General features: G+C 38.2%; 22 protein-coding genes. 7 read left to right on the plus strand and 15 right to left on the minus strand.

Annotated features, from left to right (window positions below):
- From D9780_RS14290 to D9780_RS14310, 5 genes are all read right to left on the minus strand, one after another.
- Complete coding sequence (locus tag D9780_RS14290; protein ID WP_121640548.1) at positions 1-1518, minus strand: Na+/H+ antiporter NhaC family protein; 1518 nt, start codon at positions 1516-1518, stop codon at positions 1-3.
- Positions 1519-1788: 270 nt separating this feature from the next.
- The gene (locus D9780_RS14295) at positions 1789-2463 is read right to left on the minus strand and encodes a uracil-DNA glycosylase (protein WP_116278728.1); all 675 of its coding nucleotides are present in this window, start codon (positions 2461-2463) and stop codon (positions 1789-1791) included.
- Between the two features lie 68 nt (positions 2464-2531).
- Entirely contained in the window at positions 2532-3827 is a 1296-nt protein-coding gene (locus D9780_RS14300) for an amidohydrolase (RefSeq protein ID WP_121640549.1), read from the minus strand.
- A gap of 341 nt (positions 3828-4168) precedes the next feature.
- Entirely contained in the window at positions 4169-5686 is a 1518-nt protein-coding gene (locus tag D9780_RS14305; protein ID WP_121640550.1) for an AbgT family transporter, read from the minus strand.
- Positions 5687-5726: 40 nt separating this feature from the next.
- Complete coding sequence (locus tag D9780_RS14310; protein ID WP_121640551.1) at positions 5727-7154, minus strand: M20 family metallopeptidase; 1428 nt, start codon at positions 7152-7154, stop codon at positions 5727-5729.
- Between the two features lie 343 nt (positions 7155-7497).
- Here D9780_RS14310 and D9780_RS14315 point away from each other — a divergent pair, with 343 nt between their 5' ends.
- Positions 7498-7809: a hypothetical protein gene (locus D9780_RS14315; protein ID WP_073012210.1), complete on the plus strand. Its 312-nt coding sequence runs from the start codon at positions 7498-7500 to the stop codon at positions 7807-7809.
- A 55-nt stretch (positions 7810-7864) separates the two neighbouring features.
- Here D9780_RS14315 and rbsB read toward each other — a convergent pair whose 3' ends face one another.
- The 6 genes from rbsB to D9780_RS14345 form a co-directional block, all read right to left on the minus strand.
- Positions 7865-8806: a ribose ABC transporter substrate-binding protein RbsB gene (gene rbsB, locus D9780_RS14320; RefSeq protein ID WP_121640552.1), complete on the minus strand. Its 942-nt coding sequence runs from the start codon at positions 8804-8806 to the stop codon at positions 7865-7867.
- A 60-nt stretch (positions 8807-8866) separates the two neighbouring features.
- Positions 8867-9802 carry a ribose ABC transporter permease gene (gene rbsC, locus D9780_RS14325; RefSeq protein ID WP_121640553.1) on the minus strand — a complete coding sequence of 312 codons (936 nt, stop codon included), beginning with the start codon at positions 9800-9802 and terminating at the stop codon, positions 8867-8869.
- Between the two features lie 2 nt (positions 9803-9804).
- A complete protein-coding gene (locus D9780_RS14330) occupies positions 9805-11304 on the minus strand; it encodes a sugar ABC transporter ATP-binding protein (RefSeq protein ID WP_121640554.1) in 1500 nt (499 codons plus the stop codon).
- A 73-nt stretch (positions 11305-11377) separates the two neighbouring features.
- Positions 11378-11773: a D-ribose pyranase gene (gene rbsD / locus D9780_RS14335; RefSeq protein ID WP_121640555.1), complete on the minus strand. Its 396-nt coding sequence runs from the start codon at positions 11771-11773 to the stop codon at positions 11378-11380.
- Between the two features lie 2 nt (positions 11774-11775).
- The gene (rbsK, locus tag D9780_RS14340) at positions 11776-12669 is read right to left on the minus strand and encodes a ribokinase (RefSeq protein ID WP_371413664.1); all 894 of its coding nucleotides are present in this window, start codon (positions 12667-12669) and stop codon (positions 11776-11778) included.
- Complete coding sequence (locus tag D9780_RS14345) at positions 12666-13658, minus strand: LacI family DNA-binding transcriptional regulator (RefSeq protein WP_121640557.1); 993 nt, start codon at positions 13656-13658, stop codon at positions 12666-12668. The genes rbsK and D9780_RS14345 overlap by 4 nt, the downstream gene beginning before the upstream one ends.
- 563 nt (positions 13659-14221) lie before the next feature.
- Between D9780_RS14345 and D9780_RS14350 the strand changes: the two genes are divergently transcribed.
- Complete coding sequence (locus D9780_RS14350) at positions 14222-14443, plus strand: hypothetical protein (protein WP_121640558.1); 222 nt, start codon at positions 14222-14224, stop codon at positions 14441-14443.
- A gap of 132 nt (positions 14444-14575) precedes the next feature.
- Here D9780_RS14350 and ltrA read toward each other — a convergent pair whose 3' ends face one another.
- Complete coding sequence (gene ltrA / locus D9780_RS14355) at positions 14576-15838, minus strand: group II intron reverse transcriptase/maturase (RefSeq protein WP_121638889.1); 1263 nt, start codon at positions 15836-15838, stop codon at positions 14576-14578.
- A gap of 578 nt (positions 15839-16416) precedes the next feature.
- On the minus strand, positions 16417-18021 hold the full coding sequence (locus tag D9780_RS14360; RefSeq protein ID WP_121640559.1) for a glutathione ABC transporter substrate-binding protein: 1605 nt from the start codon (positions 18019-18021) through the stop codon (positions 16417-16419).
- A 298-nt stretch (positions 18022-18319) separates the two neighbouring features.
- Here D9780_RS14360 and D9780_RS14365 point away from each other — a divergent pair, with 298 nt between their 5' ends.
- The 5 genes from D9780_RS14365 (at position 18320) to D9780_RS14385 (ending at position 22919) form a co-directional block, all read left to right on the plus strand.
- Positions 18320-19213 (plus strand): ABC transporter permease, encoded by an 894-nt coding sequence (locus tag D9780_RS14365; RefSeq protein ID WP_121640560.1) that lies wholly within the window; start codon positions 18320-18322, stop codon positions 19211-19213.
- A 15-nt stretch (positions 19214-19228) separates the two neighbouring features.
- A complete protein-coding gene (locus tag D9780_RS14370; RefSeq protein ID WP_116278738.1) occupies positions 19229-20149 on the plus strand; it encodes an ABC transporter permease in 921 nt (306 codons plus the stop codon).
- Between the two features lie 25 nt (positions 20150-20174).
- A complete protein-coding gene (locus tag D9780_RS14375; RefSeq protein WP_121640561.1) occupies positions 20175-21206 on the plus strand; it encodes an ABC transporter ATP-binding protein in 1032 nt (343 codons plus the stop codon).
- The gene (locus D9780_RS14380; protein ID WP_121640562.1) at positions 21175-22185 is read left to right on the plus strand and encodes an ABC transporter ATP-binding protein; all 1011 of its coding nucleotides are present in this window, start codon (positions 21175-21177) and stop codon (positions 22183-22185) included. Before D9780_RS14375 ends, D9780_RS14380 begins: the two co-directional genes overlap by 32 nt.
- A 551-nt stretch (positions 22186-22736) precedes the next feature.
- Positions 22737-22919: a hypothetical protein gene (locus D9780_RS14385; protein WP_121640563.1), complete on the plus strand. Its 183-nt coding sequence runs from the start codon at positions 22737-22739 to the stop codon at positions 22917-22919.
- Between the two features lie 79 nt (positions 22920-22998).
- On the opposite strand, the gene D9780_RS14390 is transcribed toward D9780_RS14385, so the two are convergent.
- Entirely contained in the window at positions 22999-24117 is a 1119-nt protein-coding gene (locus tag D9780_RS14390) for an ABC transporter permease (protein ID WP_121640564.1), read from the minus strand.
- Between the two features lie 2 nt (positions 24118-24119).
- Positions 24120-24998 carry an ABC transporter ATP-binding protein gene (locus tag D9780_RS14395; RefSeq protein ID WP_121640565.1) on the minus strand — a complete coding sequence of 293 codons (879 nt, stop codon included), beginning with the start codon at positions 24996-24998 and terminating at the stop codon, positions 24120-24122.
- Positions 24999-25004: the final 6 nt, after the last annotated feature.

The following is a 25004-nucleotide window of genomic DNA, read 5'->3' on the forward strand; positions in this document are numbered from 1 at the left end:
CTAAATTTCCACTCCTTGTGGTTTATTTTTTCGTTTCGATAAAACGATAAACAGTACAACCATGAATACAATACTTCCTACAATTGTCAAATTACTCCCCGTAAAACCAGCTACGATAAACGATACGAGTGCAATGAATCCATTGGTTAGCGCATATGGCAATTGTGTTTTCACATGATCAATATGGTCACAACCTGCCCCCGTTGAAGCTAAAATGGTTGAATCAGATATTGGCGAACAATGATCACCAAATAGCCCCCCTGATAATACCGCACCAATGCTGACAAGCATCGGAGCTTCAAGACCAGATGCCATTGGAATAGCTAACGGAAGCATGATGGCAAAAGTTCCCCATGAGCTACCGGTTGCAAAAGACATGCTTGCTGCAGCTAAGAAAATAATGGCTGGTACAATATAGGCAGGTACATTCCCTTCTAGTTGTTCAACGATATAGGCTGCCGTTCCCATTTCACCTAACAAAGATCCTAACGCCCACGCTAAGACCAAAATCAGAATGACTTGCATCATTCGTTGCATTCCTTGTAGATATATAGTAAATATCTCATTCATTTTCTTCACTTTATATAGTAACATTAACGCCATTAATAGCACGGCAGCAAATAAGTAAGCTGTGCTTAATGCAACTCGGAAATCACTTCCCGGTACAGCTTTTGCTGGAAAACCATACGACACCAATAAACTGAATAAAGTAATAAATAAAACAGCAAGTGGGAGCCAAATTAACATCGGATGACTTTCCTGGACTGTTTCAGCATCTACATCCGTTTTACGTAGCGGATTAGATTGTTGCCAGTAAATTTTCCCCGTCTGCTCTATACGTTTTTCTGCTTTAGCCATTGCTCCAAAATCCATTTTCGTTATAGCTACAATTGGCACGATGAACACGGATAGAATGGCATAAAACTGAAAGGGAATTGCTTCTACAAACGTTGTAAATTCAGACACGGTCATATTTAACCGCGCAAACTCTTCTTTCATAATCCCCATCACATAAATTCCCCAACCAATAAAAGGAATAAGGATAGCAACAGGTGATGATGTTGAATCGAGAATCCAAGCTAATTTTTCTCTAGACACCTTCACTATATCAAACAATTTTTCAAATACGGGACCGATAATTAAAGGCGTGCCCATATCGGAAAAAAAGATAATAATCCCTCCAAGCCAGGCGGATAACTGCGTCTTTGTGTTCGTATTAATCCATTTAGCTGTTCTTTTCGCTAAAGCAGCTCCTCCTCCTGAACGTTCAACTAAGGCAACAAAGCCTCCTATAAAACATAATAAGACGATGACGGCTGCATTATAGCTATCTGTTAATTGCGGAAACAAATACTCTCTTATTGTGCTCGTTGTTGCAGTAATTGGATTTCCGTTAGCAAGAATAACAATTCCTACAAATAACCCTATGAATAAAGATACAATAACATTACGAAAGATAATGGCTAATACAATTGCTATTATTGGTGGAATTAAAGAAACAATCCCCATGTGTTCCATGCACTCGCCCCATTTCTAAGGTGTATAAATATACGTTTTATGTTATTAATATACTAATCTACCTATTAACTAATGTCAATGGTTATTTTTAGATGAATAATAGGAGAATGATGTTTATTAGAAGAGCCCCAAATGCATACAGCACTCAAGGCTCATCAGCCACACGTGGGAACCGTGTGCGTTATAATTTTATTAGTTAAGTGTTTATCGTATAAGTAAAACAATGGCATTTCATAGCCAGACTCAGTAGCTAAGTTGTTTCAAACATTCTTATTCTATCTTCCAATCAATTGTTTGTTTACCTAGCTGCTCTAATCGTTGATTTGTTTGCGAAAAAGGTTTACTGCCAAAAAACCCTCGGTACGCAGACAAGGGACTTGGGTGCGGAGATTTTATAATATAATGTTTATCTGTATCAATGAGAGACTGTTTTTTTTGTGCAGCCCCTCCCCATAAAATATACACAACAGGGTCTTCCTTATGATTAAGCAACTGAATAACACGATCAGTGAATTGCTCCCATCCCTTACCACGATGCGAATGTGCTTGACCTTTGCGGACAGTGAGCACATTATTTAATAATAATACGCCTTGTTTGGCCCATGATTCTAAACAACCATGAGCAGGAATAGCATGCCCCAAATCGTGCTTCATTTCAGTGAAGATATTTTTTAATGAAGGGGGCAGGGCAACTCCCTTTTTCACTGAAAAGCTTAGCCCATGCGCTTGGTTTGGACCATGATAAGGGTCTTGACCTAAAATAACTACTTTTACGTCGGCAAATGGCGTATAGTGTAAAGCATTAAATATAGCATTCATATCTGGATAGATCGTGTATGAAGTATACTCTTGCTTTAAAAACTCTCTCAACTGCAAATAATACGCTTTCTGGAATTCTTCTTTTAGCAATCCTTCCCAATCATTAGATAGAATTTGATGTGTCATAAGATCCTTCCTTACTTTCATGTAATATCTATTATTCTATCATGATGGAAACAGCTTAGAAAAAGAGTTTACACCCCGTGTTCTTTTTTTAAAATTTCATATACAGATTGGTATAAAATTTTAACAGCGGGAAGCAATGTTTCTTCATCAATATCAAACTTCTCGTTATGATGCCCTGCAGCTAATTCCGTTCCAAAAATACAATATGACGCTAATCCACCATTTTTCTGAACAGCCTCCATAAAGTACGTGGCATCCTCAGACCCTGCTCCAGCATCTTTTTGTAACTCTACATGCTCTATGTCCGATGATGCATTAGCACATCTATAAAGGATATGCGCTAATTCCTCAGAACACTTACAATGAATCGCCTCACCTACTGTTTCTATGTCATAATCGACTTGATACATCGTAGCAGCACCAGCTACAATCGATTCGACTTGCTCTTTGATATATTGATTTATTCCAGCATGCTCTCCCCTAGTTTCCACTTTCATTGTTGCGTGATGCGCAATAATATTCCTGCCACTTCCAGCATGGAGTTCCCCTACATTAATTCTTGAGGTTCCTTCTGAATGACGAGAAATGGCGTGCATATTCAAGGTCGCAGCCGCTGCAGCTAACAAAGCGTTTCTTCCTTGTTCAGGATTTCCGCCAGCATGTGCAGCAATTCCTTTAAACGTTACATCCAATTTTGACGTAGCTAAAAAACCGTTATTAGCTGCTAGAAAATGCCCGTATGGCACTCCTGTACCAATATGCGAAGCAATAAAATAGTCTACATCACGAACGACATTCGCTTCAACCATTGATTTTGCACCACGCGTTCCTTCTTCTGCTGGCTGAAAAATGAGTTTAATCGTTCCCGAGAGCTTTTCCTTTTCAGCAGCAAGATATGTTGCTAAGCCTAGACCAATTGCAGTATGCGCATCATGTCCACATGCATGCATTTTACCATCAACTTGTGAGCGGAAATCAAGTTTAGCGGGAACGTGATCAGAAGCTTCCGACTCATGAATATCAAGCGCATCCATATCAAAACGGTAAGCAATTGTCGGCCCAGGTCGATTTGTTTTCATGGTAGCAACAATCCCTGTGAACCCTTCTTTAAAAAATGCTACAAATGAGTCATTCGCTCCATGATCACAAGCCCAAGTATAGTGCAGAGCTGTCTCTTTTGCGTCAGGTTTTCCCATACAGTGTGCTTCTGACATTACTTCTTTTCCCATTTGTAAGGTAAATCCTAATTCAGACAAAACACCAGCAACGATGGACGCGGTTCTCATTTCTAAAAACCCTGTTTCAGGGTGTTGATGCAGGTCCCTTCGCCATTTTATTAATTTCTCCTTTAGCTCTATTACCATATTTGTACCTTCTTTCATTTATATTATTATGCCTAGAAGATGCGCTTTTTTGCAGGAGCACAAGTAGAACCGCTTTTTCTTTCCAGCTCGTTAAGTAGACGTTGTATACGTCCTTACGTCATAAAATCTAACTCATTTAATCACGCTCTATGATTTATTCTAAATTAGATTAGAATATGTAGAAAATGCATGCGAAGCTTTTGTTGCCTGCACATGCACAGCTTTATTTTTACACAATAGGAAGGAGAAGGACTACCTCCCCCTCTCATCATCTATAAGAAGAAGGAGAGAGCCTTACCATTCGAAAAACTTGCCTTATAACTATGGTGAATAAAGTTACTTTATAAAAACGGTGTTACACCTGGACCGAATGGAATACCTGCATAGAAGAATATTAAAATAAGAATAATCCATGTTAATAAGAATGCGGCTGAATAAGGAATCATCAATGAAATAAATGTACCGATACCAGCTTTTTTATCATATTTTTGCATAAATGCTAAGATAATAACCATATAAGGCATGAGTGGCGTAACAATATTTGTAGACGAGTCCGCAACACGGTAGGCAACCTGTGTAAATGCTGGACTGTAGCCTAGTTGCATAAACATTGGGATAAATACTGGCGCTTCTAGGGCCCATTTAGCCGACCCAGAAGTAATCAAAAAGTTTAAGGAAGCTGTGAACAAGATATATCCGATAATTAGCCAAATCCCAGTAAAGTTAATTTCTTTGAGTAAATCTGCCCCATTTACTGCCACCCAAGTGCCGATATTAGACCAGTTGAAATAACTAATAAACTGCGCAATGGCGAAAATTAATACGATATAACTAGCCATGTCCTTCATAGATTCAGCCATATAACCACTAACATCTCTGCTAGATTTAATCTTCCCTACTGTTATACCGTAAGTGACTCCGATAATCACAAAGAAGAAAAGAATGATCGGAATAATCCCATCTAGAAATGGAGAGGGTACTAATCCACCGTCTTCATTTCGAAGCGGGCTGTTGGAAATAAAAATTGCTGTCACAATAAGCGCAATATATGCTAAGCCAGCAACAATTGCATTTCGAAATGCTTTTCCAGCTTTCGGATGATCTTCTTCCAATCCTGCATCAATGGTTCCTCCTTTGTATTTACCTAAACGCGGTTCAATAAATTTATCCGTAATAAGTCCGCCCACAATCGTAATAACAAACACAGACACAATATTAAAATACCAATTATCTACAGGAGTAACTATGATAGAATCGTCAATGATAGCCGCTGCTTCTGTCGATATTCCTGCCAACAATGCATCTGTTCCAGCAATAAACAGATTAGCTGTAAAACCTGCACCTGTAGCCGCGTAACCTGCCACTAATCCAGCTAACGGGTGGCGTCCAATTTTATAAAATACCATTGCTGCTAGTGGTGGTATAAGTACCATTGCTGCATCAGAAGCCAAATTACCTAGAATACCTACAAATACAACCGTATACGTAATTAGTGCTGGAGGAGATTTTAAGATGGTTTTTCGAATGGCATAATCTAGTAAGCCTACTTTTTCTGCCAAGCCAATACCAAGCATCATTGCAAGCACTAATCCTAGAGGAGCAAATCCAGTAAAATTATCTAGCATGGAACTTAAAATAAATTGAATTCCTTCACCCGAGGCCAAGTTTTTAATTGGAAGCTCTTCTCCAGAACCAGGATGGGTTACTGAGGCATGAAACATACTAAAAATAGAAGAAGCAATAATAATGATAATAGCTAACGCTATAAATAAGATAAATGGGTCAGGAAGTTTATTACCAACCTTTTCAATACCATTTAAAAATTTCTGAAATAAACTTTTATTTGTTTTTTCTTTCATCGTATTCCCTCTTTCTTGGTGTATTTTTTATAATATCCGTCTAGGTTTTTAATACAGAAGGCTGTACTTCTTTAGGAATAGGGCATGTGTATGGGTTTTTTTCTGTGAATTGTTGAAATTCTTCTTTCACTTCTTTTAAAGCAACAGAATCTGTCATTAATTGAATTCCTGTCATTGCCATTGCTTGGGCCGCTCGTAGCATGCCTTTATGAGCAAAGCTTGAAATTCCTTGTGCTGTCATTTGCCATGAATGTAGTGGTGTTCCTAGTGTAGAAGTTGCAGCAGTTAATTGAGCTGTCGGTACTACCCAGCTAACATCTGCGACATCCGTAGATCCGGATAATATCTTGTCAGATGCTTCATATGGAGATATCGTCTCTGCAAGATATTTATTAGTAAACTCCTCTCCATTACCTACATAGCCAAACCCTTCAATAATTTCCAAGTACCCTTCTCGTTCCGAGTCGTTAAGCGAATGCCAGATGTCTTCTGCGAATAATTTCTCTTCTTCTGTCGGCTTTTCTACATCTGATTTAGACAATTGGTCGTGCAGCATGTTCTCCATGCTTCTGTTCGGAATATAATTCGAACAAGCTTTATCGAATCTGATCGTAAGCTCTGTTTCTGTCATTAATGCAGCACCTTGTGCAATTTTGCAAACACGCTGATACATATCCTCTACTTGTTTTACTTTTGGAGCCCTGATTAAATATAATACCTCCGCGTTTGCCTGCACTACATTAGGAGAAATCCCACCTGTATTGGTTGTTGCATAGTGCAACCTCGCTTCTGGTACAACATGCTCTCGTAAATAATTCACGCCTACATTCATCAGTTCAACAGCGTCCAATGCACTCCTTCCCAAATGAGGGGAATTGGCAGCATGGGAAGTTGTCCCTTTAAAAGCGAAAGATATCTGATAATTAGCCAGGCTCGAGGCACTCATAATTGCATTCACTGGAGATGGGTGCCAAGTTAATGCAGCATCAACATCTGTAAATACACCTTCCCTTACCATAAACGTTTTTCCAGATCCTCCTTCTTCTCCAGGACACCCAAAAAATTTCACCGTTCCTGGAAGGCTATGCTTGTCAAGATATTCCTTTACAGCACAAGCTGCAGCAAATGCTCCTGTACCGAGCAGATTATGACCACATCCATGACCGATATCTGTTTCCAACGGCTGGTAAGTCGTTTGGTTTGGGGTTTGACTTAGGCCAGACAATGCATCATACTCTCCTAAAAAACCAATAATAGGGGCGCCTTTTCCATATGTTGCTACAAATGCAGTAGCAATATTTCCCACTCCTTTTTCAACCTCAAACCCTTGCTTCTCACATGCTTCTGCCAAAAAAGAAGCTGATTCATACTCCTCAAATCTTGTTTCTGGATGAGAAAAAATAAACTGGCTTATCTGTTCAAAAAAAGCCTTTTTTTCACGCAAATAATCTCTGATGAAATCTTCCATTCGTCTACCTCTCCCACTCTTACTAATTTTCTTTATATTACATAAAGAATAGTAATAGTGTCAATAATTTTTTTATTATGTAAATTAATGGAAGGTTATTGTTGTATCATTTTTTCTAATCATTTACATTTTTTTGGATGTATCGTATAAGAAAAAATGCGGCTTTTACTATAAAGAATGCCCGTATTTCTATGCATTTAGTTCGCTATCATTGTCAGAAAACTGAATTGTTGGTTCGACCATGGCATTTTCTAACTTTTTTATGAACATACCTAATACAGAATAGGTACAGACAGAAAGGGAATAATGGAGAATATCGTTTCTTATTGATGGAGGCATTAAAATGGAATTCCCAGTTATTCATACTAATTTTTGGGATGGTATTATTGCTGTTCCGTTAATTGTAATTATTACGCAAATATTTAAACTTTTTCCTATTCCTAGACAGTACTTTCCTAGTATCGCAAGTGTCATCGGTTTTATGATGTCTATTTTTATTAGCCATCGTGGTGATTTATGGGCAGGTATTTTTATGGGGGGTTTTTACAGTGCAGCCGCTGTCGGAACGTATGCATCTTTAAAAACATCGTGGATTGCATTTAAAGCACGCCAGAAAAGAAAGCGGCTGGATGAGGTTGCTAGTGAGGATATGTAAATAGGCAGGTGTGCAACATGTCACACCTACCTACATGTCGTCTTACCCTCTTGCATTATTTTTGCTCTGTCACTAATTCAAGTTCTACAGGTATAAATTCCTCTAACGCTTCATCCTCAACTATCTTCCCCGCTGCATCAATGGCTTTCTCTCCAATCAACTTTGGTTGCTGAGCGACTGTTGCAAGCATTCTTCCCTCGTTGACAGCGGCTACGGCATCCTCCGTTGCATCAAAGCCAACGACAATGACATCTTCTAGCATATTTTGTGACTCTAATGCCTCAATAGCCCCCAATGCCATTTCATCATTATGCGCAAATAATGCATCAATATCTTTTGTACCTTGGATAATATTTTCCATTACCGATAAGCCTTTTGTACGGTCAAAATCCGCGGTTTGCTTAGCCACAATTTCCATTCCGTCTAATTCATCCATTATATTGTGAAATCCTTCTCCTCTTTCCCTAGCTGCAGACGATCCAGAAATCCCTTCTAATTCAACAATTTTCCCCTCTTCCCCAAGTTGTTCAGCAATAAATTCACCTGCTATTTCTCCGCCAGCTACATTATCAGAAGCAATATGGGTGACTACTTCGCCGCCTTCAGAACTTCGATCTACGGTAATAACTGGGATATCTGCTTGATTGGCAGATTCTACTGCAGTAACAACGGCCTCAGAATCAACTGGATTTACTAGTAAGACATCAATATCTTGCTGTATAAGATCTTCAATATCACTTAACTGTGTAGACGGGTCGTTTTGTGCATCAGATGTAACGATCTCAAAGCCTGCTTCTTCTGCAGCGCTTTCCGCCCCATCACGCAAGGTAACGAAAAAAGGATTGTTTAAAGTAGAAATAGATAAGCCGACCTTCACTTTATCATTGTTGGCTTCTTTGTCATTATCCTCTTCACTACCAGGAGCATTTGTAGAGCAAGCCCCTAAAATAAAAACTATAACTACTACAAACATAAGTACCTTTGACCATTTAGCCATACTATTCCTCCTAAAAAATTTTATTTGGAACGATGCATTGTAACATCGTAACTCCCTTCGTTATTTTGCTTTTCTATCTAAAAGCACTGCTAATAAAATAACGAGACCTTTGACTATTTGCTGATAAAAAGAAGATACATTTAATAGGTTTAACCCGTTATCAATAACCCCAATGATTAAAGCTCCTATTAACGTGCCAACTATTCTTCCTTTTCCTCCAGAAAGACTTGTCCCCCCAATGACAACAGCGGCTATGGCATCAAGTTCATACATTGTTCCTGCTGTTGGCTGAGCAGAATCTAAACGACTTGTAATGATAATGCCTGCAAGTACAGATAGCATACCTGTCAGTGAATAAACACCAATCTTAACTCGATCTGCTTTGATCCCAGATAATTTAGAAGCTTCTTCATTCCCACCAATTGCATACACTTGGCGTCCGAATACCGTATTATGCAAAATAAAAAATAAAATAAGAAAGACAATGACCATAATAATTGCAGGAAATGGAATTCCAAATACATAGCCTTTTCCAATCATTTCAAAAGAAAAGGAATCGGATAGCCCAGTAATTGGTTTTCCATCTGTATAAACTAATGTTGCACCACGAAAAATTGTCATGGTTGCCAAAGTTGCTATAAATGGAGCAACTTTTCCTTTAGCGATAATCAAACCGTTGACTGCACCAAGTAGAAAACCGATTAATAAACCAATGCAAATAGCTAAAATTGGATCCATCCCACTAGCTAATAACCCCGCTGTTAACGCGCTTCCTAAAGCCAGTGTAGAACCGACTGAAAGATCAATTCCCGCCGTTAAAATAACAAATGTCATTCCAAAAGCAATGAGGGCATTAACGGATACTTGCCGCAATAAATTTAAGATATTATTTAAAGTGAAAAAGCTCTCACTCATTACCCCTAATACAATGGTTATCAGGAGTAAACCAAGCAGCGGTCCTAATTGGGCTATGCTTACCTTATTCCACTTCACCATCTTTAAGCACCTCCTGTCGCTGCAGTCATAATCGATTCTTGATCCGCTTCTTCACGGTCGATAAACGCCGTTATTTCGCCTTCATGCATGACCATTACCCGATCACTTATCCCAAGCACTTCAGGTAATTCCGAAGAAATCATAATAATGGCTACCCCTTCTTTAGAAAGTTCATTCATCATCGTATAAATTTCTTTTTTTGCACCAATATCTACACCTCGAGTTGGTTCATCTAAAATAAGCACTCGCGGCTGAATTGCCAGCCATTTGGCGATGACTACTTTCTGCTGATTCCCACCACTTAAAGATTTTACTTCCTGAGCTTCGTTTGTAGCTCTAACCTGTAGCTTGAGCATTAACTCGCTAATGCGCTGTTTTTCTTTCCTTTTATGGATGATCCCACATCGTGATAACGCTCTCAAATTAGGTAAGGCGATATTTTCTTTAATAGAAGCATGAATAACTAGTCCTTTCGACTTACGATCCTCTGTGATAAACCCAATCCCTGCATTAACTGCATCACGCGGATGTTTAATAACAACTTGTCTTCCATTTAGTTCAATTGTCCCTCTATCTAATTTACGGTATCCAAATATAGCTTCCATCACCTCAGATCGACCTGCTCCCATCAAACCAGCCACACCGAGAATCTCTCCTTCTCTGACAGAAAAGCTGATATTACGAAAATAATTAGCCAATTGTAGGTTTTTAACTTGAAAGACGACTTCTCCGATAGCATGATTTCTCGCAGGGTATCGTTCGCCAATCTCTCTACCTACCATCATTTTCACAATCTCTTCAAATGATGTATTTGGTGTAGCTTTGGTGCCAATATATTGACCATCACGTAGAACCGTGATCCGATCACAAATTTCAAATATTTCTTCCATGCGATGAGATATATAAACAATGCTTACCCCATCTGCTTGCAACTTTTTAATAACGTGAAAGAAGTTTTCAATTTCATGTTCTGTCAATGCCGCTGTAGGCTCGTCCATAATGATTAATTCTGCATTGGTTGTCAAAGCTTTTGCTATTTCAATCATTTGTTGCTTTCCAATCGATAGTTCACCAGCCAATTGTTCGGCTTTTATATCATGTACACCTAAGTTAGTTAAGGCCTCAGCTGTTCTACGTCTTATTTCCCGCCTATTCAGAATACCCGTTTTTCCATATGTCAGCTCTTTCCCTAAAAACATATTCTCCGCTACTGTTAAATGTGGAATAATATTTAATTCTTGATGAATAACACTAATTCCATACGCTTCAGCATGTTTAGGACCCGAAAATGTCATCTGTTTACCTTGCACATATATATTACCTTGATCTTTTGTATAAATGCCTGTTAAAATCTTCACTAGAGTAGACTTTCCCGCTCCGTTTTCTCCCATTAATGCATGAATTTCCCCACGGTTTACAGTAAAATCAACCTGTTGTAATACTTTATTTCCCGAAAATGCTTTACTGATGTTGTTCATCTGTACAAAAGGGTCACTCGTCATTACTTGCTCTCCTTTCGTCTAAAAATCCATAGAAATGCCAAGTTCTAATACGAAAACTTGTAGCTTTTCTATGCTAAAATATAACTCCCGAACGTAACATGACATTAGCAAATGGCGTTGCTTCACCAGTTCGAATTACTGCCTTCGTATCGCTCATTGCTTTTTTAAAATCTTCATGGAAAACATAATCTAATGGAATGTTTCCATAAGTTGATGTTATTTCATGATGCAGACGCGTATTCCGCAACTTGATTTCACTAGCCATCGTTATCTTTTCAACTTCCATATGCTTCATGATTAAACGGACAACATCTACTAATGAAGGCGTTCCAAGGTCAATAGAGAGGTCAATACATTTTATATGCTGGGGTATTGGTAAACCACAATCTGCTACAACAATTGTATCGGTATGCCCTAGTTGAGAAAGAACAGTGGCGATGTCGCGATTCAAAATGCCTGTCTTTTTCACTGTTAACCCTCCCTTTCTGTCATAAATTGATGAACCATTTCTACTGTTGGCATGCCTGCTTGTGCCCCCACTTTCGTGATTGATAATGCAGCTGCTGCATTGGCAAAATGTATAGCTCGCGACAGTGTTTCGCCTTGTGCTAATTGTGTAACAAAAGCGCCATTAAATGTATCACCTGCACCTGTTGTATCTTTTACAGGAACGGAGTAACTGTGCACCTTTTTTTTCGTGTTGTTTTCATAAAAATGTACCCCCTCACTCCCTAGCGTTACTACCATTTTATCTTTTATAGAGCTAGAAGCAGCTAGTTTTTTCATTGCTTCTGCTTCCATTTCATTCGGAGTAAAATAAGTAGTATCTTGTATTATTTCTTTCGGTAAATGCTGATATGGAGCAGGGTTTACTACAACTGGAATATGGTATTGCTTCGCTTTTTTCACCGTGTAGGCTACCGTAGTAAGTGGTATTTCTAGTTGCAATAAAATGATGTCGCTTTGTTGAATAATGTTTTCATGTCGATCAATCACTTCTTCGGTTATAGCTGCGTTAGCCCCTGGGGCAACAATAATTCGATTGTCACCTTCAGACAAAATGATGTTTGCTACGCCTGTAGACTGTTCGCTATTTTTGATAACGCCATCTGTGTGAATGCCTTCAACTTGCAAATGTTTTCGTAATGTTACGCCAAATTCATCCTCACCGACAGCGCCAATCATCGTAACTTTTGCTCCTAGTCTAGTCGCTGCAACTGCTTGGTTCGCACCTTTTCCTCCTGGATATAAGGCAAAGGACTGACCTAGTACCGTTTCTCCTTGACGTGGCATTTGTCTTGTTTGAATCGTCATGTCCATATTAATGCTTCCGACTACACAGATTTTCGGAGCATGTATCATCATGCTTCCTCCCTTCGTTTTGTCGAACCACGCTCTATTAATGTAACTTCTAATTCTTCATGAATGACTTGTTGCTTTGGATGATCAATCAACTCTAATAAAATTTGTGCTGCTCTACTTCCGATTTCGTATATAGGCTGCTGTATGGTGGTTAATGAAGGTGTTGTTGTTAGTCCGAGAGGGATGCCATCAAAACCGATTACAGATAGCTGTTCGGGAATGTTCATATTCAATGATTCAGCTGCTTTTAATACACCAACAGCCATCAAATCATTTGCTACAAAGAGACCGTCAATATCTTTATGCTTCGTTAACAGCTCTTTGGTTACTTCATAGGAACTTTTAAATCGATAATCGCCTGCAACGATAAAATCAGAATGAAACCATGCTTCATATTTCACTACATCGAGATAGCCTCTTAAGCGATCTTTTGAATTGCTCGCTGTTTGTGGACCGCAAATATGGGCAATTTTTTTACAACCAATGGATTGTAAATATGCTGTTGCTTCTCTTGCACCTTTTCGGTTATTTACTGTAACAGACGAGATGTTCGAACTAAATCTCCTGTCTAAAGAAATAATCGGGCTTGTCACATGTTCAAGATGTCTCTCACATATTGTACTTGACACCATAATAAAACCATCCACGGATTTTTGTGTTAACGCATTTAAGTACGTAATTTCTTTTTCATGATTATCATCGGTATTACATAATACAAAGGTATAACCGTACTGATTCGTTACATCTTCTACGGCACGGGCAAGCTCTGGAAAAAAAGGGTTTTTAATGTCTGGAACAAAAAGCGCAATCATCTTAGAGCTGCCTTTAAATAAACTTCTAGCAACGTCATTCGGTCGGTAGCGTAGCTGTTCAATCGCTTCATTGACACGATTTTTCGTTTCACTATTAACATACCCATTGTCATTTAGCACCCTAGATACTGTTGCTGTTGATACGTTAGCAAGTTTCGCAACATCTCGAATGGTCGCCATAACAACCTCCACCCCTCATTACTAACTAATAAATCGTTATGTGTAACCTGTTACATAAATTTGATAATAAGTATGTAACCCGTTACAAACAGGGTAATTTATACATATTATTTTGTCAATATAATTTACTAAGAAAATTTCGACATATTTTGCAACCTTGATTGCGCTAGTTGACATGGACATAGATGATGAATAAACCCCTGTGAATTAGTGCATCTTAAAATAAGCACTTCACAAAGTAAACCTTCCATCCGTGTGGGTATTCTTCCGACAGTCTAGTAGCCCAAGGGGATAATCGAAAGCCGCCTTACGAAAAAGGGAATTTAGTTGCTGTTAATCTCCCACTTAAGCTTGTTCAACTTAATCTAATTCTTAAAGTGAGGCTCTTCCAGCACCTTATATCGGAAATAAACCTATTTTTTTAGAAAAACTTGGCTTGTCGTCAAGTTGTTGAGCGCCGGACCCGGACAGAGCTTTGGTTACGCCCATAGCGTCAACTTTTATACTTTCTTAGCTTTTTAAACTGTTCATCCAAAATTTATCAATGAAAGGAGTATTTATATATGTGGTACTTACTAGCTCTTGGAGGATTGTTCGTTGCAATCGCACTATTTTATACCATTAAGGTCGGTAAAGATGTAGAAACACAAAATGACGAATTTGATACGGAATTTAAAGCAACAAAAAAACACCCTGCGTTATTTAATCCCGTTTTCTTAGCATATATTATTGGTTTTGGCGGGATTATTCTACTTATATTGTATTTTGCTTTAACCTGGAAATAACTCGCTATAAATAAAACTTATATTCAGTTGTGAAATTACTGTCGTGTAGCACAAACAATCGAGTAGGAGGGGGCGACTAACCCCCGACCTCTCACACCACCGTACGTACGGTTCCGTATACGGCGGTTTCATTTAAGTCCAACGCATCGTTTGATATCGTTTATGTAGACTCTTTAAGCCTAGGTTTGACCAGTATCGATCACCTAATGCTCTATGTAAGATCGGACTTTTAGCTATACGCCAATAAGCCTTTCTCGTGTTTGCCCACTCCCATGCTTTTCCTTTACTAATTCCAAGTTTTATTAAATTCTTGTATTTTGTTTTGACTTTCTTCCATTCTTTCCAGCGTATCATTCGCATCCTTCTTCGAATCCAGCTATCCAAAACTTCAAATATAGAGGGCGTCTCTGCTAGCTGATAGTAGCCTAGCCAACCTACTAAGTATCGATTTAGCTTTGCGATTCTATCCTGCATATTCATAGACTTCTTTCTTGAGGTTAGTTCTCTGACACGCTGTTTAAAGCGTTTGATACTTTCTTTAGAAACCCGAATCTTTGGGTTCTCTTTATGGAATGTGAAAGAAAATCCTAGGAATTTACGCTTCCATGGGCGGTCTACTGCACTTTTCTGTTCATTTACTTTTAATTTGAGTTTTCCTTCGATAAATGTAGTGATACTTTTCATCACTCGCGATCCCGCTCTCCTCGATTGAACATATATGTTACAGTCGTCCGCATAACGGACGAAATGGAGCCCCCTTCGCTCTAATTCTTTATCTAGCTCATCTAAAACGATGTTGGATAGCAACGGACTTAATGGTCCGCCTTGAGGGGCTCCTTCTGTGTTTGGTTGAACGATTCCGTCCTCCATAATGCCAGCTTGGAGATACCTACGTATAAGTTTAAGTACTCTCGGATCTTTGACCTTTTGGCTCAGTTTCCTCATTAATCGGTCGTGATGTACTTTATCAAAGAATTTCTCTAAATCCATGTCTATAACCCAGCGATAGCCATCTTTCATATAGCTTCTCGCTTTCCTAACCGCGTCATGTCCTCGTCTGTTTGGGCGAAAACCATAACTATGTTCAGAAAATGTTGCGTCATAGATGGTTGTTAGAACTTGTGCGATTGCTTGTTGGATGAAACGGTCTAGCACGGTAGGAATTCCTAGCTTCCTCACTCCGCCGTTTGGTTTCGGGATTTCGACACGGCGAACGGGTTGAGGATAGTAGGTACCTGATTCGAGTTGTTCTCGAACGGAAGCCCAGTGTTCCATGAGATGCGCTCGTAGGTTTTGTACGGGCATTTCATCCACACCGTGGCTTCCTTTGTTACGTTCGACACGTTTCAGTGCACATATTAAGTTTTCTCGTGATAGAATGCTTTCCAACATGATATCTAACTCCTACGTGAATGGCTCTTTCTTCTTGTGTGGCAATTTCTCTCAGCCCTTCTAGTGTCCCCCACGGGATTCACCGCTTCCTTCACTAGGAAGGTTTTCTTGTTTCTGCTTCATCAAGTATTGCGTACTCCGAAGCGACCATTCTTCTTCAATGATTCAGCCCTTCCTAGAAATATCTAGTACTACGGCTTCGGCTGACTTCTGACAGTTCAGCGAACACTTACATGTTCGGTTACGGCGTGTGCACCGCTTTTCTGTCAGATCTCCCGGGGTAAGCACACATTCTTCCTCTCCATATCCCCACTTCATTTACTCTGTGTACCCTTTGGCAGTAAGGACTTTGACTTGTTGTGCAGTCTCATCCAAGTACACCTAGCCTTCTATGAAGTTCGTGTTCCTAAGGGCGGAGATTTGCCGCCGACTTCCTTCAGATTCTGGGTCACCCCAGACACCCTTGTCTTAGGCTAACCACTACTACTGCCTTCGTGGTTCGGGACTCGAACCCTAGAGAATGTGTGCATGCCTGGCACACACAAGAAACCAGATGCCAAAAGCATCTGGTTACGAATATATTACTCTTCAATATAGGCTTGCTTAATTTGGTAAATACCTTCAGCATTAATACCAAAGTCTTTTACCTTATCACTTACACCGAGTAAGTACTCTTGGTGATGTGTATAAATCATCGGCGCTAAATCAACAAGCATTTCTTGTGCTTCTGTATATAATTTTTGACGCTCTTCACGATCAGAAGAGCGACGAGCTTCGTCCAAAATCTTATCTAATTCTTCATTTTCTAAGAAGGTACGGTTTCCTGTTTCGCCAAGTGCAGATGAATGGAATAACGGGTACATACCATAATCTGCATCTCCGGTACTTGTTGACCAACCAAGAACAAACATATCATGTTCGCCGTTAGACGTTCTATCTAAAAATGCTCCCCACTCTAATTCTTCAATTTCAACCTCAACACCAATTTCTTTTAGTTGGTTTTGAATCGTAACAGCTGTATCTACACGCTGTTCGTTATCATTTGTCCAAATTGTTGTTTTAAAACCATCTTCATAGCCAGCTTCCGCTAATAGCTCTTTTGCTTTTTCCACATCAAACTCTAAACCAGCGACATTTTCATCATAGCCAAATACTGGTGGAGCTAATGGACCTTTGGCTGGAATACCTACATTGTTGTATACACCGCTTATAATTTCTTCTTTATTGATTGCCATCGAAACAGCTTGACGTACCTTCTTATCATCAAACGGTTCTTTTTTCAAGTTAAAACCTACATATGCTAACGAGGTGCTTGGCTCCTGTAACACGCTCGCTCCATCCATGCCTTCAACACGAGATATATTATTTGGTCCTATTTGATCGGCTACATGAGCTACAGATGTCTCAAGTTCAGCCACTCTAGCACTTTGTTCACTAACTACTTTAAATTTAGCAGTATCAAGTTTTGCCTTGTCACCCCAATAATCATCGTTACGTGAGATAACAACCTCTTCTCCTGCTTTCCACTCATCTAATTTAAATGGACCAGTACCCATAGGGTTTTTGTTGATATATGCATCGGCATCGCCTCCATCTTCCATTTGCGCATAATCTTCATCAATTATTTTCGGACTCATAATAGCGGTACCATTATGTGCTAAATTGGCTAACAGCGGTGCATATGGATATTTTAACTTAATCACTAATGTAAGATCATCTTTTGCTTCGACACTTTCCACTGCTTCAAATAAGAAAGCTCTCGGCGAAGCAATCTTTTCATCAACAAGACGATCAAAGTTCTTCTTTACAACTTCTGCCGTCAATGCTTCTCCATCATGGAATTTCACACCTTCTTGCAATTGAAATTCCCAAGTGGTTTCATCTACTTCTTTCCATTCTTTTGCTAAGCTTGGTTGTGGTTCCTGATTTTCATCTAGGACTGTCAATGTTTCATAAATATTATCTGCAACTTGGCCAGATGGAATATCATTTGCACCTTGAGGAGATAATGAAACAATATCAGATGGAAGAGCAATTACTAAATCGCCACCGCTACCTGACCCTTCTTCTCCTGAACCTTCACCTTCTGATTTACTTTCAGACTCCCCATCACCAGCACATGCTGCTAAGACAAATGTAAGCATGGCTAATAAGGAAACAAGCCATAATAATTTTTTGTTCTTCATAATTATGAAGATACCCCCTGTCTCTAATTTTAAGTAAAAAGTTGTTAACATTTTTTAATATAAACGATTTTTTACGAAATAGCAAGAATATTTAAACGCAAAAATTATAATTTAATACTATGAATTAAAAATATTTTTCGATCTGTATTGAAAAATGCCTCGTTTGATTGTACTATAAATAGTATGACAATTTTCCCTATATTCCGCGTAAATGTCCAACATACTTTTGCGCCAATGTTCAACTAAATATCAGATTTTTATTAATAATGTTATATTTTGACGATAAGGGGGTAACTACATGCGTGCAGAACAAGTAAACAATGTAATGACACAAAAAACAGATCATCCTTTCAAACGATCATTGAAGGACTTCTACAGTAAATTACGAAAAAATAAGAGTGCCTTAGTTGGAGGGTATTTAATTATTATTTTAGTCCTCATCGCTCTTATAGGACCGTATTTAACTTCCCAAACTCCAGAAGCAGTTGATTATGGTGTGAAGCTCCAAGGTCCTTCTGCTGAGCACTGGTTTGGAACCGATCATCATGGCAGAGATATTTTCACAAGAGTTATTCATGGATTAGGAATTACGATGGGGATAGGTATTTCAGCAACTATTTTAGGTGGAATTGTTGGTATTTTTCTTGGATTAATTTCAGGTTACTACGGCGGAAAATTAGATGCTATTATTATGCGAATGATGGACATTTTGCTAGCTTTCCCAGGAATTTTATTAGCTCTAGCGTTAATTAGTATTCTAGGAGCAAATCTGCGAAATGTGATTTTTGCTGTTGCCATTTTTGCGATTCCAACGTTTGCTCGAATTGTGAGAGGGTCAACATTGGCTACAAAAAAATTAGAGTATATCGATGCGATGAAGGCACTAGGCGCATCGGATACGAGAATTATATTCAAACATATCTTACCAAATATTTTGTCGCCAATTATTGTACAAGCAAGTCTATTTATTGCTACAGCAGTACTATCTGCAAGTGGTCTATCATTTTTAGGGATGGGGGCACAGCCACCGTCACCAGAATTAGGTGCACTTTTAAGTGACGGTCGTGACTTTATGTGGGATGCAGGACATATCGCATTGTTCCCAGGCTTAGTAATTATGTTAATCGTATTAGCCTTCAACATCTTTGGTGATGGCTTACGAGATGCGTTAGATCCAAAAATGAAAAAATAGGAAGTAGGTGCAACAATGTTTCAATTTATTGTACGGCGTTTATTACAGCTGATCCCTGTTTTAATAGGTGTAACTATTTTAGTATTTTCCCTTATGCACCTATCTCCAGGAAATCCAGCACATATTATTGCTGGGGAAAGCGCGCCTCCAGATACAGTTGAACAAATTGAAGAACGGTTAGGATTAAATGATCCGATACCTGTTCAATATTTTAATTTCGTCAAAGATGCTGCTATGTTAGATTTCGGAAATTCTTGGAGAACAAGCTTACCAGTTAGTGAGGAGCTATGGCCAAAATTTTGGGTTACTTTTGAATTAGCTGTTTACAGTACGCTGTTTAGTATCTTTTTAGGTTTAATTGCAGGTATTATTTCAGCCGTTAGAAAATATTCATTTGCGGATGTTTCCATTATGTTAATAGCATTATTCGGGTTATCGATGCCAAACTTCTGGTTCGGTCTTATGTTAATGCAATGGTTCTCTATTAAACTCGGTTGGTTGCCGCCAACAGGGTGGGGGACGCCAGAGCAAATCGTTATGCCAGTCATTACACTTGGAACGATGGGAGCTGCCGTTATTGCTAGGATGACGCGTTCCAGCATGTTGGATGTTATTTCTCAAGATTATATTCGAACAGCGCGTGCCAAAGGCTTAAGTGAAAGAATTGTTATCTATCGTCACGCTTTAAAAAATGCATTAATACCAGTAGTAACCGTTGTAGGATTACAATTTGGTAGTTTACTAGCGGGGGCTGTTTTGACTGAATCTGTATTTGCTATTAATGGGATGGGGAAATTAATCATTGATCGTATATTGGCCAGGGATTTCCCTGTAGTACAGGCCGCCGTTTTAGTAATCGCTATCGTATTCGTATTTGTAAATTTAATTGTCGATATTTCTTACAAGTTCTTAAATAAACGAATTGACTTAGAATAGTAAATGTAGAAAAGAGGTGAACAGAATGAGTGAAGATATTATTTTAGATATAAAAGATTTGCAAACATCTTTCTACCTAGATGATTTTGAAGTAAAAGCAGTGGATGGTGTTTCCTTTAAATTACCTAAAGGGAAAACAATAGGTATTGTCGGAGAATCAGGCTCTGGTAAAAGTATTACAGCACTATCGATATTAAGATTGCTTGATCATCCTGGTAAAGTAAAAGGTGGAGAGATTAACTTTAAAGGTAGAGATTTAACTACATTAACAGACAAGGAAATTCGTCAAATTCGGGGTAACGAAATTTCCATGATATTCCAAGAGCCGATGACTTCCTTAAATCCTGTTTATACCATTGGACAACAAATTCGTGAAACATTAAAGGTTCATCAAGGCTTAGGCAAAGAAAACGGAACAAAGAAAGCGATTGAATTATTAAAACTAGTTGGTATTCCTTCCCCAGATAAACGAGTGAAACAATATCCACACGAACTATCTGGTGGGATGCGACAACGAGTTATGATCGCCATGGCGCTGGCTTGTAATCCAGATTTACTTATTGCAGATGAACCAACTACAGCATTAGATGTAACGATACAAGCACAAATTTTGGATCTTATTAATGACTTACAGGATCGCCTTGGTATGTCTGTCATTATGATTACCCACGACTTAGGTGTAGTAGCAGAGACGTGTGATTATGTAGCCGTTATGTACGGTGGTAAAGTAGTCGAATACCAAGATGTGAAGTCTTTGTTTAGAAATCCTAAACATCCCTATACAGTAGGTTTATTGAAGTCCATCCCTCGTCATGATACAGATGTGGATGAATTGGAGCCGATTAGAGGTAGCGTACCAAGTCCAAAGGATATGCCAAAAGGCTGCCGTTTTGCACCAAGATGTCCGTTTGCCACTGAACTTTGTATGGAAGAACTCCCTTCCCTTGATCATGTAGAAGGAGAAAGTGAAGTTCGTTGTTGGATATATACTGATCATTGGGATGGAGATGCGGAGGTGAAGGCACATGACCCAAAAAGAGTTGCTCAAAGTAACTAATTTAAAACAATATTTCCCGATTAAAGGTGGTTTTCTAGGAAGAACTGTTAACCACGTTAAAGCAGTAGACGATGTTACATTTGAAATTTTCGAAGGGGAAACATTAAGTGTTGTCGGTGAATCAGGTTGTGGTAAATCTACAACTGGTCGTGCCATTCTACGCTTAGATGAACCTACAGCTGGAGAAATCGAATTTGATGGCGGAGACTTATTAGCGTTGAGCAAAAGCGACATGCGTAAAAAACGAAAAGACTTACAAGTAATTTTCCAGGATCCATACGCTTCATTAAACCCACGCCAAACCGTCGCGCAAATCTTAACAGAAGCAATGGCCATTCAAAATGTAATACCAAAAAAAGAGCGCAGAAAACGTGCGATTGAACTATTGGAAACAGTTGGGTTAAATGCGGGACAAATTGACCGATACCCACATGAGTTTTCTGGTGGGCAGCGTCAAAGAGTCGGGATTGCCCGTGCTCTATCAGTTAATCCGAAATTAATTATTTGTGATGAAGCTGTTTCTGCTTTAGATGTTTCCGTACAAGCACAAGTATTGAATCTATTAAAGAATTTACAACGTGAATTTAAATTAACCTTTTTATTTATTGCGCACGATCTCGGTGTAGTTCGACATATTTCGGATCGAATTATTGTCATGTATTTAGGGAAAATTGTAGAGATTGCTGACAAAAAGTCGTTATTTGATAATCCACAGCACCCTTATACGAAGTCATTATTATCAGCTATACCTACGCCTGATCCAGAAGCTAAAAAAGAACGCATCATTCTAAAAGGGGATGTTCCGTCTCCAATAGATCCGCCAACTGGATGTCGCTTCCATACAAGATGTCCATTTGCTACTGATTTATGTAAAACAGAAGTTCCTGATTTACGCAACTTGGATCATATGAAAGAAGGGCACCGAGCTGCATGTCATCACATTGAAAAAATTGTAACTGGTGACATGCAACCGACATAAAATGAGAATAGACTCATGTTAACTAAAAAATCGATGAAAAGACCGTAAACCAAAATATCTAAGCTCCCGTATGAGCTTAGATATTTTTTTATGGTCTAGGAAATTATAACATTTTGCAGCTGTAGATAAACTAACTAAGTTATTTAGCCACGTCCGGCTCCAGCGCCCAGCAACTAGGCCACTTCACTCCATTGCCTTACGCTAAGTCATCATCGGTTCGTTCTAAATAGGAAGGCCGGCTTGCCGCCCTACGCCGGCATACTCCTGTTGCAGGAGCATGATTCCTAAAACTTTCGTTGATTCGTTCCACTCGCTACGTTGCTAACCGGGCGCCCCGAGCCTTTGTTCCATGTATACCTTCTTTTTTCTAATCATCATCATTTCTACCATCGCATTATTCTACGTCATACATATAATATATAGTCCACTTCCAACTTAGTCTCCGAAATTTAGTACTGTTATTTCCCCCTTTTTATTTTCGCTGTATGGGTGAGTTTTGTAGGAAGCTTTTACGACATTTTATGATGAAAAACAGAAAAAGGGTGAGGAACTTGGAAAGTACATTCGATATTTTAAATGAAGAAATACCTATTTTGGATATTATTACTATCCTTTTCATTGAAGATGACCCAATCACAGGCATAGCACTTGTGTTACTTTTAAAAATGGTCACCGACGATAAAATAATTAAAATATCCCTTATCTTATTAATTATCGTTTTATCTCATGTGTAAATATCCTTAAAATAGTATTATCTAGTATTTATCGGAAAATCGATACTTTTTATTGTAAAAACAGCTATCACAAATATAATTATTTTTTTCCCTGTTTTGAGCTAATTTTTCGCTTCGTTATCCAAAATAGAAGTGCTGTACTTAAAAATATGCTGAAAATACCTTGATACCAAACTGTGTCATTTTGATATACAATACGTTCATTCGCTAATACATATTGAAATGGATGAAACCAAAGAAGAAAATTTGATGAAACCCAAGTGAGTGAATAGCCTATAAACAAAATTATCGTTAATACAATAACTGTCTTCAAAGTATGTTTTAGGATTAGCCCAAGAAACATACTTAAAATTATTACCATGACTACTGTTGCACTTGTAACTATGATGCCTTGAAATAGATAATCAGCAATAGATATAAATTCAATGTCTCCATTATTCTCTATTAAAACTGGATATTGGAAAGTACCTTTTTTACCGAAAAGTACATTTACTAGAATGGCAGTTGCAAAAAATATGAAAAGCATAGCGATGTAAACGAACAAAGAAACAAGATATTTGCTCGTAATAATATTTTTTTTATTTATAGGTTGAGTAAATAATAATTGTATTGAGCGTTGCTCATATTCTGATGATAAAATATCACCTGTTATCACTATAACGAACAGAATAGCCCCAAATTGAAATAATAAACTAGTCAATAGCTTTAAAAAATTCGGCATCGCTACACTGAAAGTTGGATGTTGTGGCTTTATATCATCTGTGATGAGTTTTTCGTTGGTTGCAATTCGTTGCTCAATATCAATAAGAGAAAGCGGGAAGTCACCTTCTGCTTTTTTATAATCCTTTACTGCAAATAAAAATTCATTTTCAAGTGTTAATTTTGTTCTCCAATCCTTTGAGTTTTGTATATTTCTTAGCTCCGTTAACGTAATCAATAGTTGTTCACTAATGGAAAGTAGATGTTGCAGTTTTTCATTATTAGGTTCAGCATACAATGTATTTTGAATACTTTCTTCATTGGATCGTACGGTTTCCGTATGTTTAGCAAGTATTTCTTGTTCTTCTTTTTCAATATAGGGCTGAAAAATGACATTTCGTATAAACATACCGATGACAAACAAGATGCATAACAACATAAACAGATGAAATTTTTTATCAAACATCATCTTTTTTAGCTCAAATGTTACATACGTCATGTTTATTCTACCCCTTCAAACAATTCCTGATACCTCTGTTCTGCTCCCGTTTTATAGCTATCTATATCTTCAATGCATACTTCATGTTCAGACATCTTTTGAATAAAATGAGGTAATTTGAGATCCATTTCTACGAAGGATAGTTGATTTGTTTGAATGAATCTATATGGTATAGCATGTTCTTTTAATATTCTCATTGCCTTCTCCCCATCATTTACAGTTACTATATATTGTTTTTGGTGAAGTTGTGCAAGCGATTCTTCCATTATTAAACCCGATTTCATAAAATAAATGGTATGCGTCAATCTGTCTATTTCATCCAAGTTATGCGAGGAAAGCATAATAGTCGTACCTTGATGATGCAATTCTAGCAGAACATTTCTTATGGTTATCGCACTCGATGGGTCTAAACCTGTTAATGGTTCATCCATTAATAGTAGCTTTGGTTTATTTATAATAGACATTGCTAAAAGTAGATGTTGCTTCATTCCGAGAGAATAGTTCCTTACACGTTTTTTTAGATAAGAGGTCATCCCAATTTTCTCTACCACCTGCTTTATTTGACTATGTGGAATATGTTGTACATCACAAATAAATTTCAAATGATCGTAGCCTGTTAAATTACCGTACAAAATTCGATTATCTTGTAAGTAAGAAACCTCTTTAAATATAGAGGGATTTGTATGTTTTTTCCCAAGTAATTGAATATCCCCTTCACTAAATCCCAATAAATTAGTCATACAATTTAGCAAAGTAGTTTTTCCTGACCCGTTTGGCCCTACTAGCGCAATGATGGTAGGTGTTTTCACTTCAATATGAATTCCTTTTAATACCCATTCTTTTTTATATTGCTTTTTTAAGTTCTGAATTGAAATAATCATGCATTC

Source organism: Virgibacillus sp. Bac330, from assembly GCF_003667845.1.
Lineage (GTDB): Bacteria > Bacillota > Bacilli > Bacillales > Amphibacillaceae > Virgibacillus > Virgibacillus chiguensis.

Excerpts from the sequence above, each read along its gene's own strand:
- D9780_RS14310 (WP_121640551.1), bottom strand. The coding sequence starts at position 7,154 with ATGGAAGATTTCATCAGAGATTATTTGCGTGAAAAAAAGGCTTTTTTT.
- D9780_RS14315 (WP_073012210.1), top strand. The coding sequence starts at position 7,498 with ATGGAATTCCCAGTTATTCATACTAATTTTTGGGATGGTATTATTGCT.
- D9780_RS14375 (WP_121640561.1), top strand. The coding sequence starts at position 20,175 with ATGAGTGAAGATATTATTTTAGATATAAAAGATTTGCAAACATCTTTC.
- D9780_RS14345 (WP_121640557.1), bottom strand. The coding sequence starts at position 13,658 with ATGGCGACCATTCGAGATGTTGCGAAACTTGCTAACGTATCAACAGCA.
- D9780_RS14290 (WP_121640548.1), bottom strand. The coding sequence starts at position 1,518 with ATGGAACACATGGGGATTGTTTCTTTAATTCCACCAATAATAGCAATT.
- D9780_RS14330 (WP_121640554.1), bottom strand. The coding sequence starts at position 11,304 with ATGACGAGTGACCCTTTTGTACAGATGAACAACATCAGTAAAGCATTT.
- D9780_RS14370 (WP_116278738.1), top strand. The coding sequence starts at position 19,229 with ATGTTTCAATTTATTGTACGGCGTTTATTACAGCTGATCCCTGTTTTA.
- D9780_RS14305 (WP_121640550.1), bottom strand. The coding sequence starts at position 5,686 with ATGAAAGAAAAAACAAATAAAAGTTTATTTCAGAAATTTTTAAATGGT.
- D9780_RS14395 (WP_121640565.1), bottom strand. The coding sequence starts at position 24,998 with ATGATTATTTCAATTCAGAACTTAAAAAAGCAATATAAAAAAGAATGG.
- D9780_RS14295 (WP_116278728.1), bottom strand. The coding sequence starts at position 2,463 with ATGACACATCAAATTCTATCTAATGATTGGGAAGGATTGCTAAAAGAA.
- D9780_RS14360 (WP_121640559.1), bottom strand. The coding sequence starts at position 18,021 with ATGAAGAACAAAAAATTATTATGGCTTGTTTCCTTATTAGCCATGCTT.
- rbsB (WP_121640552.1), bottom strand. The coding sequence starts at position 8,806 with ATGGCTAAATGGTCAAAGGTACTTATGTTTGTAGTAGTTATAGTTTTT.
- rbsK (WP_371413664.1), bottom strand. The coding sequence starts at position 12,669 with ATGATGATACATGCTCCGAAAATCTGTGTAGTCGGAAGCATTAATATG.
- D9780_RS14350 (WP_121640558.1), top strand. The coding sequence starts at position 14,222 with ATGTGGTACTTACTAGCTCTTGGAGGATTGTTCGTTGCAATCGCACTA.
- D9780_RS14365 (WP_121640560.1), top strand. The coding sequence starts at position 18,320 with ATGCGTGCAGAACAAGTAAACAATGTAATGACACAAAAAACAGATCAT.
- rbsC (WP_121640553.1), bottom strand. The coding sequence starts at position 9,802 with ATGGTGAAGTGGAATAAGGTAAGCATAGCCCAATTAGGACCGCTGCTT.
- D9780_RS14380 (WP_121640562.1), top strand. The coding sequence starts at position 21,175 with ATGACCCAAAAAGAGTTGCTCAAAGTAACTAATTTAAAACAATATTTC.
- D9780_RS14300 (WP_121640549.1), bottom strand. The coding sequence starts at position 3,827 with ATGGTAATAGAGCTAAAGGAGAAATTAATAAAATGGCGAAGGGACCTG.
- D9780_RS14390 (WP_121640564.1), bottom strand. The coding sequence starts at position 24,117 with ATGACGTATGTAACATTTGAGCTAAAAAAGATGATGTTTGATAAAAAA.